Source organism: Bradyrhizobium symbiodeficiens, from assembly GCF_002266465.3.
In the GTDB taxonomy this organism is placed as follows: domain Bacteria; phylum Pseudomonadota; class Alphaproteobacteria; order Rhizobiales; family Xanthobacteraceae; genus Bradyrhizobium; species Bradyrhizobium symbiodeficiens.
This window is the reverse complement of sequence record NZ_CP029427.2, coordinates 2098609-2111217: the sequence shown is the minus strand read 5'-3', so window position 1 is coordinate 2111217 and position 12609 is coordinate 2098609. Positions and strand designations below refer to the sequence as shown.

9 protein-coding genes and 1 pseudogene are annotated in these 12609 nt (G+C 63.0%); 6 read left to right on the top strand and 4 right to left on the bottom strand.

Features of this window, described 5'->3' with window-relative positions; all coding sequences use genetic code 11:
* Positions 1-25: 25 nt before the first annotated feature.
* Together CIT39_RS09625 and CIT39_RS09620 are read right to left on the bottom strand one after the other, a co-directional pair.
* A complete protein-coding gene (locus CIT39_RS09625) occupies positions 26-646 on the bottom strand; it encodes a TetR/AcrR family transcriptional regulator (protein ID WP_094975565.1) in 621 nt (206 codons plus the stop codon).
* Positions 647-1812: 1166 nt separating this feature from the next.
* Positions 1813-2772, bottom strand: coding sequence for an N-carbamoyl-D-amino-acid hydrolase (locus CIT39_RS09620; RefSeq protein WP_094975567.1), 960 nt, complete (start codon positions 2770-2772; stop codon positions 1813-1815).
* A 276-nt stretch (positions 2773-3048) separates the two neighbouring features.
* Between CIT39_RS09620 and CIT39_RS09615 the strand changes: the two genes are divergently transcribed.
* The gene (locus CIT39_RS09615) at positions 3049-3273 is read left to right on the top strand and encodes a hypothetical protein (RefSeq protein WP_094975568.1); all 225 of its coding nucleotides are present in this window, start codon (positions 3049-3051) and stop codon (positions 3271-3273) included.
* Positions 3274-3510: 237 nt separating this feature from the next.
* Positions 3511-3837: a hypothetical protein gene (locus CIT39_RS09610; protein WP_094975569.1), complete on the top strand. Its 327-nt coding sequence runs from the start codon at positions 3511-3513 to the stop codon at positions 3835-3837.
* Positions 3838-3941: 104 nt separating this feature from the next.
* On the opposite strand, the gene CIT39_RS09605 is transcribed toward CIT39_RS09610, so the two are convergent.
* On the bottom strand, positions 3942-4406 hold the full coding sequence (locus CIT39_RS09605) for a fasciclin domain-containing protein (protein ID WP_094975860.1): 465 nt from the start codon (positions 4404-4406) through the stop codon (positions 3942-3944).
* 459 nt (positions 4407-4865) lie between these two features.
* Here CIT39_RS09605 and CIT39_RS09600 point away from each other — a divergent pair, with 459 nt between their 5' ends.
* The 4 genes and pseudogenes from CIT39_RS09600 (at position 4866) to CIT39_RS09585 (ending at position 10543) form a co-directional block, all read left to right on the top strand.
* Positions 4866-5162: a hypothetical protein gene (locus CIT39_RS09600; RefSeq protein ID WP_244607554.1), complete on the top strand. Its 297-nt coding sequence runs from the start codon at positions 4866-4868 to the stop codon at positions 5160-5162.
* Positions 5163-5927: 765 nt separating this feature from the next.
* Positions 5928-8881: pseudogene (locus CIT39_RS09595) on the top strand (formate dehydrogenase subunit alpha).
* Between the two features lie 12 nt (positions 8882-8893).
* Positions 8894-9496, top strand: coding sequence for a formate dehydrogenase FDH3 subunit beta (fdh3B, locus tag CIT39_RS09590; protein WP_094975571.1), 603 nt, complete (start codon positions 8894-8896; stop codon positions 9494-9496).
* Between the two features lie 48 nt (positions 9497-9544).
* Positions 9545-10543, top strand: coding sequence for a formate dehydrogenase subunit gamma (locus CIT39_RS09585; RefSeq protein WP_094975572.1), 999 nt, complete (start codon positions 9545-9547; stop codon positions 10541-10543).
* A gap of 35 nt (positions 10544-10578) precedes the next feature.
* Here the strand turns inward: CIT39_RS09585 and CIT39_RS09580 are convergent, their stop codons facing one another.
* The gene (locus CIT39_RS09580; protein ID WP_094975573.1) at positions 10579-12564 is read right to left on the bottom strand and encodes a 4Fe-4S binding protein; all 1986 of its coding nucleotides are present in this window, start codon (positions 12562-12564) and stop codon (positions 10579-10581) included.
* Positions 12565-12609 lie beyond the last annotated feature (45 nt).

Sequence of the window (12609 nt, the reverse complement as noted above, 5' to 3'; positions counted from 1 at the left end):
GATCATTCCCTAACAGGACAAGAATTCAGGCGAGCAGTTTCATCGCGACGCCGACGAGGCGGGCTCCGTCGAGCGGCAGGCGCGCCTTGCCGACGACACGCAGGCCCTGCGTGATACAGATCATCAGCCGCGCGGTGTCGTCGGCCGCGACATGGCCGGGAATCGAGCCGTCGGCCTGCCCCTCGCGAATGAGGCCGGCGATGAAATCTTCGTTGGTCTCGAGCTGGGCGCCGACGCGGGCGGCGACGACGGAATCGACCGCCGACAATTCGACCGCGCTGCCGACCACGAGGCAGCCCCGCCGTCCCTCAGTCCCTTGCGACTGCGCGACATAGGACAGCAGCACATTGCGGATCCGGTCGCGGCCGTTGGTGCCGCGCCGGGCGGCGCTGCGGGTCTGCTCCTGGCGCAGCGCCGTATAGCGCTCGAAGGCAGCCAGAAACACCGCATGCTTGTCGCGAAACGCCTTGTAGATGCTCCCCGTCGCCAGCCGCATCGCCGCGGTGAGGTCGCCGATGGAGGTCGCATGATAGCCACGCTCGCGAAATACCTGCACGGCGCGGTCAAGCGCGGTGTCCATGTCGAACTCCCGGGGGCGGCCGGGCGGACGGGCAACGGATCGGGATCGACGGGCGGCCTTTTGCATTGCGGGATAATAGGGAATGATTGTTTCCTAATAAAGACACGTCGTTGTGAATGGGATGGGATCGGGTGGTCGTATCAGCAGGACGGATTTCGTGTCCCGGACAAGCTGCAACGTCTCCTGGCGTTGCTGCGCAGAGCGGGGACCCAGCGCGACACGGCACGATGCGGATGGATGGGCCCGGCCCTGCAGCGCACCGCTGAAGAAGCGCCGCGCCGCGTCCGGGGCACGAGAGCGGAGTTTGGTGTAGGCTCTCTCCATGTCGTCATTGCAATGCTCAAGTGCAAATCCCAACGGCGGTGCCGTAGGGTGGGCAAAGGCGCACAGCGCCGTGCCCACCATCTCCCTCCATGAGCAACAAGGCGTGGGCACGCTGCGCTTTGCCCACCCTACGAGATCCGGCTTGTGGCAGGCAGTTCGGCTTGCAGACACGGCTTCTCGTTCTCGCAGCGCATTTCGCCCGAGCTTTGCTTCATCTTTCACCCTCTAAATCCAAGAGGGCACAGGGAAGGCCGGGTGCCGGCTGGCACCCGCGGTCCGCTGCGCGAAATGCACGCGCAAAAAAGACCGCACAGCAGCATACAGGTGTCGCCGATCACTCGGCCTTCCCTGCGCGATGGCTGGACGGCTTATGCCGTGATCTCCCGGGAGCCGACCATTCCTTCTGGCCTCCCTCGCCGTTCAAATTGACGATGCCGTCCACCCGGTTGGGCTCGCGCACATCTTCGAACAGCTTGACCGTGGCAACGACGGCCAGGACCACACGGTTTTGCCGTACGCACGGCCCGCCATGTCGCCGCAGTATTCCCGAACTCCGTCGACAGAGCCGGAAACTTACGAGCGAGACAGAGCCTAGCAGCGCCGTCGTCCGCACGCGGTTACGGGCTCACAGGGCCTACCCGCCCTGCCCGCACCTCTCATGCCGACGCTGCCGCGTCCACCGCAAGCCCGGCTCGCGAACATGACGACGACAAGTCGCCCTCTTGGTGAGCCGGGATGGACGACACATACGCCGAAACCGAATTTCGGTAAAGTGGAATATTTTTGCGTGCGTGGATTGACAGGGGCGACACAGGCGCGGTCCCGTAGCCCGGATGAGCGCAGCGATATCCGGTATCTTTGTGCGTGGGTTTCCCGGGTGTCGCTACGCTCACCCGGGCTACAAGCGCTCACCCCTTCGGCGACACCGCCGTTCCATCCGCCATCGTCGTCACGCCCTTCCGTTCCACGATCATCCCGTAAGCCTGCGGCTGGCGGTGAACGTCGAAATTGAAGGTGGTCCGCTTGTAGGAGTTGCAGAGGTCGAGATCGCAGCGCGCCAGCGCGATCTCGTCGCCCTTGGTCGTGCATCTCGCGATGATCTCGCCCGAGGGCGCGATGACGCAGCTGCCGCCGATGTGGTCGACGCCCTCCTCGACGCCGGCCTTGGCGACGCCGACCACGAAGGTGCCGTTCTGATAGGCGCCGGCCTGCATCACCAGATGGTTGTGGAACAGTGAGAGATCGTCATGCTCGGGCGCGGGCGGATTGTGCACCGGCGTGTTGTAGCCGATCATCACCATCTCGACGCCCTGCAGGCCCATCACCCGATAGGTCTCGCTCCAGCGGCGATCATTGCAGATCGCCATGCCCATCACGCCGCCGAAGGCATCGACGACGCCGAAGCCGCTGCCCGGCTCGAAATAGCGCTTTTCCAGATGCTGAAATTTCCGCCACGGCTCGTGCTCGGCATGGCCAGGCAGGTGAACCTTGCGATATCGGGCGACGATCGCGCCGCTTTTGTCGACCAGAATGGACGTGTTGTAGCGCCGGACAATTCCGTCCTCGACCGCCAGCTCGGCATAGCCGAGACAGAAGCCGAGACCGAGCTCGCGCGCGAGATCGAACAGGGCTCGCGTCTCCGGCCCCGGCATCTCGCGCTCGAAGAAACTGTCGATCTCGGCCTGATCCTCGAAATACCAGCGCGGAAAAAACGTCGTCAGCGCGAGCTCGGGATACACGATCAGGTCGCAGCCGCACGCCTTTGCCTCGCGCATCAGAGCCATCAGGCGGGTCACCACTTCGATCCTGCTCTCGCTCCTGGCAATCGGACCGAGCTGGCCGGCTGCGATCGTCACAAATCTCGTCACGCGTCATTCCTTCGTCTTGCGGAGTGCGTCCGGCCGAGCTTGTCGCGCGGCGCACCGCGCCCAAAGGCCGGCTCGGCCCATCATCGTGATGATGGCACAATCAAATTCCGTGCCTGCGGTATCATCGTGCGTCGCCGGCGCGGCCGCGCCCGAGAGATTCGGGAACTTCGTTGCCAATCTGCAACGGTTCCCCACGATCTGAAGCCGGACAAAACAAACTCCCATTCCGGCCACGAACCGCTTTCACAAGGCCGTGAGACTAGCAGGGGAACGACGATGCGTGCACAACGCGTTTGGAAAGTGAATGGGGATGCCAGCATCGGGCAGCTCCAATCGAGACTGGACGACCTGAACAAGCGTCTCGGTCAGCTCGAAAACCAAGATCCGGATAGCGCGACGCTGGAAGAGCTGCGAGCGATCGCTCTCAGCCTGTCGCGCGAGATCGACGACCTCCGCTGCGCCGAGGCGACGGCGGCATTGAGCGAGTTGCTGCGGAAGTAGAACGCGCCCGCCGATTCGCATCGCGCGCAAGGAACCAAGTTCCGCCGCCGCCATTGCCATGCAGAGCATGGAGCACGATCATGACCAGGCATCTGACGCGAGCGCATCTCGCGCGCAGCGTGGCCGGCGCGGTATCCACGCTGGTCCTGTGCGCGGCGGCGGCCTTCGCCTTCGCGCGCCATCTTGGGTCGTGAAGATTTGGCGCTGTGGAGAATTCGGCGCAGTGAGGAATTTGGCATGACGTCCGATCCCGAGGAGCAGGTGCGGCTGCAAGGCTATGGCGAGATGACGCTGCGCACGGCCGTGACCACGCTGATGCTGCTCGCGCCGCGCGACCGCTCCGGGACCGCGATCTACCGCGTCCGCGACGATGTGCGTCTGGCGCAAAGCGAGATCGCCGAGCTCGCATCGAACTGGGGCATCGAACCGACTGGTGATTTGCGATTGCCGGGCCGATCCTCGGACCGGCACTGGCCGGACATCGTGCGCGGCATGGTGCGCGAAGCGCCGCTGCCGGCGCTGATGGTGGCGTTCATGGTGGGGGTGCTGGTGGCGCGGCGGTAAAGCCATCCGCGTGATGAGCAACATCACTCAACAACAAGGGCAACTGGCCGGTTAAGTACGATACCTGGCCGCCGCAGCGGCCAGGTACGCAATAGTCGGTCGTCTCAATGGTGCATCTTCTTGGCGCGCGCCGGGGGCAGCAGAACCGTGTCGATGACGTGAATGACACCGTTCGAGGCCTCGATGTCCGGCTGGATGACGTGCGCGTCATTGACGCGGACACCGAAACTTCCGTCGACGCTGACGGGCTGGCCTTGAACGGTCGCCACCTGAAGCGACTTGCCGGCGACGTCGGCAGCCTTCACGCGGCCGGGAATGACGTGATACTTCAGAACGGCCGCCAGCTTCGCCTTGTTCTTCAACAGCGATTCGACTGTGCCGGGCGGCAGCTTGGCGAAGGCTGCGTCGTTGGGCGCGAATACGGTGAAGGGGCCCTTGCCCTTGAGCGTCTTCACAAGACCGGCAGCTTTCACGGCTGTCACCAGCGTAGTGAACGAACCGGCTGAAACCGCCGTGTCCACGATGTCCGCGGCACGCGCCACGGATGGACCAAGCAGACCAGCGACCATGGCCGCTCCGGCCACGAGCGAACGAATTGCGGGTGTCATCAAATTCTCCAGGTGTGATTCATCCATGCCGACGCAATGGGTGCACGCGATATCGCGCATCCATCGTCCGATCAGTTGCGATCGACCCGTACGGAACGAAGCGCCGCGACGGCTGGATCACCGCCCTCGTCAAGAATCTACCAGCGCGGGCGACCGAGACGCTGCACCGGACGCCAACCCGTCGCGCTCGCGCCGTGGCAGGCGCGGCGTCCACGCCGGTCTTGCGCGCGGCGGCGGTATTCGGCTCCCGCGCGCCACTTTGCGCTGTGAAGATTTGGCGCTGTGAGGGTTTTCGCGTGACGTCAGCCCCCGAAGAATCGGTGAGGCTGCAAGGCTACGGCGAGATGACGTTGCGCACTTCCGTCGCGACGGTGATGGCGATCGCACCAAACGGGCGAGGAGGAGGCGGCGATCTTCAGGGTGCGCGGCGGCGTGCGGCTGGCGCAAAGCGAGATCGCCGAACTCGCCTCGAGTTGGGATATCGAGGCGGCACCCAACCTGCGATCGCCGAGACTGGTCCCGGAGCAGCATTGGCCGGACATTGTGCGCGAGGCGCCGCTGCCGGCGCTGATAGTAGCGTTTTTGATGGGGGTGTTGGTGGCAAGAAGGCAGCCGAGCCTCCGCCTGCCGCGCAGCGACAAATCATCGGCGCAAGGCGACTGGCTGGCTGGTCTTGATCCGCCTGTGAATGCAACTTGCGTAAACGTGAGAACCTAAGTGAAAAAGTGTATCCTCCAGTGAGGATCACCCTGATTAAGACGATCAGCGCGGCGGGTTACGAGCGCCAATTTGCGCGATTTTCAGCGATACCTCGTCCGGAGGGATTGGCCGGATCGACTGCAGGCCAACTTTCTAACAGACAATCCATAATTTGCATGGACCGAACAGATCCGATCTTCGGTAAACGAATGGTGCGCATGGGTTTTAGTGTAACTGCCGTCAGTTCGTGTCCTGCGTCTAGGCACACGCCTGTCTCGGCTCGAGCTACCACAATAGCGGACATGGACTGCGGAGCCAGAGGGTTAGCCCCAGCAGACAGATGCCCTCGAGCAATTCTTCAGCGCAACTTCGCATTTCCAATTCGCACGACAATTATCGGAGCCTGGCGAGGTACTAGCACCGCGGGGACCGTTTGGTGCCTTTATCTAAGGTATAGATTAGCGGCTTACCCGCCCTGCGCTTAGGGCAATATAGGGTTGCGATTGATGTCTGAGGCCGAACTCGGATAAATTATCGACGGGATAACCTGAAACGGGAGTACGCTTCGTTGAAGAGTGACCCTCCACGAAAGCTTCTTCGACGTGACTTGCTTAAGCTGACGATCGTCGGCGTAGTGAGCGCCGGCGAGCTGTTGCCCTCCCCGGTTTCCGCAAAGCCGGTCGACTTGAGTCAAAAGCGCAAGGCTCGTTATCAACCTGACTCGCAGGAAGTCAGGAACTTCTACCGCGTCAACGGCTATCCAACGCTCGATAGGAGACCTCCGTGCTGATCAGGAAGTCCGAGCGTCGTCCGGAGCGTGCAAAGCCCTCCAACGCGGAAGCTGGCCGACCTTCGTCGGGTTTGGACCGGCGAGCTTTCCTGAAGCGTTCGGGCATCACGGCAGGCGCATTGGTCGCGGTGGGCGAGATTGCGCTGCACGGCGTTCGAAAGGCCGAGGCTGGTCCACCACCGCCTGTCGGCGCACCGGTCACGATCCGGAAGAATATCTGCACGCACTGCTCGGTCGGCTGCTCGGTGATCGCCAAGGTCGCCAACGGGGTGTGGATCGGACAGGAGCCCGACTATGACAGTCCGATCAATCGTGGTTCGCACTGCTGCAAGGGTGCCGCAGTTCGCGACGACGTGCTGAACGAGCGGCGTCTGCGCTATCCCGTCAAACTCGTCAACGGACAGTGGACGAAGATCTCCTGGGAGACGGCCATCGACGAGATCGGCGACAAGCTGCTGGATATCCGTCAGAAGGCCGGCCCGACTCGGTGTACTGGCTCGGCTCGGCCAAGTTCACGAACGAAGCTGCATATCTCAATCGCAAGCTCGCGGCGTTCTGGGGCACCAACAATTCCGACCATCAAGCGCGCATCTGTCACTCGACCACGGTCACCGGCGTAGCCAATACCTGGGGCTACGGCGCGATGACCAACAGCTACAACGACATCCGCAACGCCAAGACCATTTTATTGATGGGCGGCAATCCCGCCGAGGCTCATCCGGTTTCCCTGCAGCACATTCTTGAAGGCAAGGAGCTCAACCGCGCCAACATGATCGTGGTCGATCCGCGGATGACGCGGACCGCCGCGCACGCGACCGAGTACGTCCGGGTTCGGCCCGGCACGCATATCGCCACGATCTACGGCATGCTGTGGCACATCTTCGAGAACGGCTGGGAGGACAAGGAATTCCTCAACCAGCGTGTTTACGGCCTGGATGAGGTCCGAAAGGAAATTGCGAAATGGCCTCCCAAGGAGGTCGAACGCGTGACCGGCCTGCCGGAGGCTCAGGTCAAGCACGTCGCCCAATTGTTCGCGACGCAGAAGCCGGCCACGCTGATCTGGGCGATGGGGCAGACCCAGTTCACCACCGGCACTGCGAATGTCCGCGCCAGCTGCCTGTTGCTGCTCGCCACCGGCAACATGGGGCAGCCCGGCGCAGGCGCCAACATCTTCCGCGGACATACCAACGTGCAGGGCGCGACCGACCTCGGTCTCGATGTCACCTCGCTGCCATTGTACTACGGTCTCGCCGAAGAGGCCTGGCGGCATTGGTGCCGGGTGTGGGAGGTCGATTACGACTGGATGAAGTCGCGTTTCCCCGACAAGAAGCTGATGGAAACGCCGGGCATTCCGAGCACGCGCTGGTTCGACGCAACCTTGTTGCCTAAGGACCAGATCAGCCAGCCCAATCCGGTGCAGGCCATGTTCATCATGGGACACGGCGTCAACACCATCACCCGGATGCCGGAGGCGGTGAAAGGCATCGAGAAGCTCGAGCTGCTGGTTGTCTGCGATCCCTATCCGACCGCATGGTCGGTGCTGTCGGAGCGCAAGAACGGCACTTACCTGCTGCCGGCCTGCACGAGCTTCGAGATGGAAGGTTCGCGCACCAACTCCAACCGCTCGCTGCAATGGGGTGAAAAAATCGTCGATCCGGTCTTCGAGGCGAAGAACGACTACGACATGATGTACATGTTCGCCAGGAAGTTTGGATTTGCCGACCTGATGTTCAAGAACATCAGGGTCGAGAACGGTGCGGTTTCGGCGGAGGACATCCTCCGCGAGATCAACCGCGGCGGATGGTCGACGGGCTATTGCGGGCAGTCGCCGGAGCGTCTCAAGGCCCACATGAGGAACCAGCACAAGTTCGACCTGGTGACGCTGCGGGCGCCGAAGGACGATCCCGAGGTTGGCGGAGAATATTACGGCCTGCCATGGCCGTGCTGGGGCACGCCAGAGTTCAAGCATCCGGGCACCCCGATTCTCTACAACACCAATCTTCCGGTGAAGGAAGGCGGCGGCACCTTCCGCGCGCGGTTCGGGGTCGAGCGCGTGGTGAAGCGCAAGGTGATGGAGAGCGGGCAGGAAGTGGAGCGGGAAGATCACGACAATCTTCTCGCAGAAGGCTCCTACTCCGTTGGTTCCGAAATAAAGGACGGGTATCCCGAGTTCACTCTGGGCGTGCTGAAGAAACTTGGCTGGGACAAGGATCTCACCGCGCAGGAACGCGAGGTGATCGGGCGCATCAATCCGGCCGACCCGGACAAGGTGTCATGGTCGACCGATCTCTCCGGCGGCATCCAGCGGGTCGCGATCGAACACGGGTGCTCGCCTTACGGAAACGCCAAGGCCCGCATGATTGCGTGGAATCTGCCTGACCCGGTTCCAGTGCATCGCGAGCCGATCTATACGCCGCGTCCCGACCTCGTTGCGGACTATCCGACCTTGCCGGACGCGAAGCAGTTTCGCGTGCCCAATATCGGCTTCTCCGTGCAGAAGGCCGCCGTCGACCGTGCGATCTCGAAGCAGTTCCCGCTGATTCTGAGTTCGGGCCGTCTGGTCGAATACGAAGGCGGTGGCGAGGAAACGCGGTCCAACAAATGGCTCGCCGAACTGAAGCAGCACATGTACGTCGAGATCAATCCGGCGGACGCCGCCGAGCGCGGCATCGTCGATGGCGGCTGGGTTTGGGTGACCGGTGCGGAGAACAGCTCACGGGCCCGGATGAAGGCGCAGGTGACGGAACGCGTCGGCAAGGGCGTTGCGTGGATGCCCTTCCATTTCGCCGGCTGGTACGAGGGCGCCGACCTTCGGGCGAAATATCCGACGGGAGCGGATCCCATCGTGCTCGGTGAGAGCGTCAACACGCTGACGACCTATGGCTATGATCCTGCCACCGGCATGCAGGAACCGAAAGCCACACTTTGTCAGATCAGGGCCGCATGAGAGGTTAGACCGATGGCACGCATGAAATTCCTGTGTGATGCGGATCGTTGCATCGACTGCAATGCCTGCGTGACCGCCTGCAAGAACGAGAACGAGGTGCCCTGGGGCATCAATCGACGTCGCGTCGTCACCATCAATGACGGCAAACCCGGCGAGCGGTCGGTCTCGATGGCCTGCATGCATTGCACCGATGCGCCTTGCGCGTCGGTGTGTCCGGTCAAATGCATCTATCCGACCGAAGACGGCATCGTCCTGCACAACAAGGATCAGTGCATCGGCTGCGGCTATTGCTTTTACGCCTGTCCGTTCGGAGCGCCGCAATATCCCCAGGTCGGAAATTTTGGCTCGCGGGGCAAGATGGACAAGTGCACCTATTGTGCTGGCGGCGGCGGGCCGGAGGCGCCGGGCAGCGCGGAAGAATATGCGAAATACGGGTCGAATCGTTTTGGCGAAGGCAAGCTGCCTATGTGCGCCGAGATGTGCTCGACCAAGTCACTCCTGGCCGGCGATGGCGACATCATCGCGCAACTCTACGAGGAACGCGTCGAGAAGCGCGGCTACGGCTCCGGAGCCTGGGGCTGGACGACCGCCTACAACGAGGACGTCAAAACGTAAAGGACCTGCGCCAACACGACGATCAGGGACGAAGATTGGGTATCCGTGATGACGGCTTTCGCACGCATTCGCTTCGCAGCGCTCTTGTTGATGCTGTTCGGTCTCACGACAGCTTCTGTGCCCGCCCAGAAGCTCGGTCCCGATGGGGCACCCAATCCGACCGCAAGTGTGACCACCCAGAAGACGCTTCTCGAGCAAGCGGCGCGCATCCAGGGCCGGATCGACATTCCCGATGCCAAAGCCGGCGTGTTGGTGCAGCCGGCGGGACGGACCTGGGATTATTTCCACGAGGTCCTGCTGCATTGGGGAGCCGCGCTGGTGATCGTCGGCATGCTTGCCGTGCTGGCGCTCGCCTATCTGATCATGGGCCGGCTTCGCATCGAGGCGGGGCGTTCCGGCCAGACGATCGTCCGCTTCAAGGCCTTCGAGCGGTTCGCGCATTGGCTGACGGCGGTCTCTTTCGTGCTGCTCGGATTGACCGGCCTGAACGTCACCTTCGGCAAGATCCTGTTGCGACCGCTCGTCGGCCCGGATGCCTTCTCCGACATCTCCCAGATCGCGAAGTACGTGCATAATTTCACGAGCTTCGCCTTCGTGGCGGGCCTTGTTCTGATCACGCTGCTTTTCTTCAGGGACAATCTCTTCAAGAGAATAGATATTGACTGGGTCAAGCAGGGCGGCGGCTTCATCAAGTCGAAGCACGCGCCCGCGGGGCGCTTCAATCTCGGTGAGAAGATGGTCTATTGGCTGTCGGTCGCAGCCGGCGTCGCCGTCTCCGTGTCCGGATTCGTGCTGCTGTTTCCCTTCTACGGCACCAATATTGCGGACATGCAGATCGCCCAGGTCGCTCACGCCGTCATCGCAATCCTGTTCATCGCGCTGATCCTGGGACACATCTATATCGGCACGCTCGGCATGGAGGGCGCGTTCGAAGCCATGGGCACCGGCGAGGTCGATATCAACTGGGCGAGAGAGCATCACGACCGCTGGCTCGCCGAGAAGCTCGAAGCGGAAGGCCGGCAAGCTTCGGCCACGCCGGCTGAATAGAGCGATGGCGCTCGGGCTCCCCTGAACCGGGCAATTCAGTTGGAGCCGCCGTCCGGGTCTCGTTGCGCCTCCCGGTCGCGCAGATAATCGTCCGTCGTGCGGACGGTTGGGCCTGGCGCGCCATAAGATTCAAAACCTTGTTCGGCGACGAAGCCGACGCGGCAATCGCCGCACATCCTGATTGCGTCGAGCCTCTGCGGTGAGCCTGAATACATCCAGTGCTGGCCTTCGAGCTTGGCGATCACGCGCTCAATGCTGCTCTTGACGCCGAACGGCTTGCTGCAGCGGATGCAACAAAACGGCTCCTCGTCCTTGAGAACCCGGGTTGGTGCCCGGCTCGCACGAAAGTCAATTTGCGGGACCAGCGTGATGACCTTTTCCGGACACGTCGTCCGGCACAGACCGCATTGAACGCAGGAGTCTTCGACAAAACGCAATGCCGGCCGCTCGGGGTCGTCGCGCAGCGCCGTCGTGGGACAGACCGACACGCAAGAGAGGCAAAGTGTGCAGCCCGCAGCATCGACCTCGACGGCTCCGAACGGCGCCCCGTCCGGCAATGGAACGACATCGACGGGGGCAGGTGCCGCGCGATGCAGTTCGGCTAGCGCAAAGCGTAGCACGTCGCGCTTGCCGCCCACCGGGCGAAAGCTTGCGGGGCGCGGAGCTGGTGCGTGGGCCGGCGCCGCGCGGAGCGCCTCGATCAGGTGGTCCGGATCGTCGGTCGCGATCACTGAAAGCCGCCCCTCGCCGAAGCCAAGGCCGGCAAGAATTGGATCGGCCAGCGCGATCGTTCGCGTCAAGCCGGAGACGTCGTGGCGCGGCTTGGCGCGCAGCAAAAAGTGGACCGCCGACACGCCATAGGCAAAGGCTGCGATGATGCTCTCAAGCCCGACCTGCGTAACCTCGTTGACGGCAAACGGCACCACGTTCGCGGGCAAGCCGTCGCCGAACCGCGCCAGCGCGTCGATCAGCGGCGAACCGTGGACCTCGTCGTGCACGAGCATGACGGGCCGCTGACCGCCCGCCTGATGGTACGCGAGCAGCATCGTACGCAACTTCCTGACCAGCGCGTCTTCCGGCGGCAGGGCATAGGACGCGGCGCCCGTCGGACAGGCCGTCGCGCATTGACCGCAGCCTTCGCAGATGTCGGCATCGATGGCCACATGGTTGCCCGCAGGCGTGATCGCGCCGGCGGGACAGGCGTCGAGGCAGCGGGTGCAGCCGGTTTGCTTCGAACGCGAATGGGCGCAAAGCCCGGCGTCGAAGGTGATGTAACGTGGCTTCTCGAAGGTCCCGACGAGGTCGCGCGCCTTCAGCACAGCCTGGAGAACAGACGCGCGATGACCGGGATCGGCACGCAGATAACCGTCGCGCATGTCGCCGCGGATCAGCGCCGGCTCGCCGGTCAAGTCGAGGACGATGTCGCAGCTCGAACGCGCGTTGTTGCGCGATGGACCAAATGAAAGGGCGCGGCGTGAGGACGGGGCCGCCTCGGCAAAGTCGTCGACCACGACGTCGAACGCGCCCAAATGTCCCTTGATGCTCGTGATCCGTCCCTTGGCGATCGGATAGTCGGCGCTACGCGGCGGCGCGAGCGCGGCTGGCGGCGCAATCAGCACGGTGACGTCGAGATGGTCCTTCAGCAGATCGCCGGCCTCGATCGCGGCCTCGTCGCGGCCGTAGATCAGGATAATTCCACTGCTCTCCAGTTGGACCATTTGCGCAGGCGCGGCGACTTCAGTCGCGGCGGCCAGCAGCGCGGCCATCTTCGGCCCCGCGCGCTCGGCGTCATCGGACCATCCGGCGGTCTCGCGGATGTTGGCAAACTGTATCGAATTCGCACGATTATTTTCGGCGGCGACCTGCGAAAACAGCGTCGCCTGCCGTGTGCAGGCGACTGTAAGCGGACCATCGTCGGCTGCGATTGCTCCAAATCGCCCAAGCTCGGCACCGCAGAGCTGCGTCGCGGCCGTTATTTTGCCGTGGCAGCCGCGGCCGATCGCATCGGAATCGAGCGGCATCGTTCCTTCGCATGAGCAGATCAGGAAGCGCCTGCCGGTTTCAGG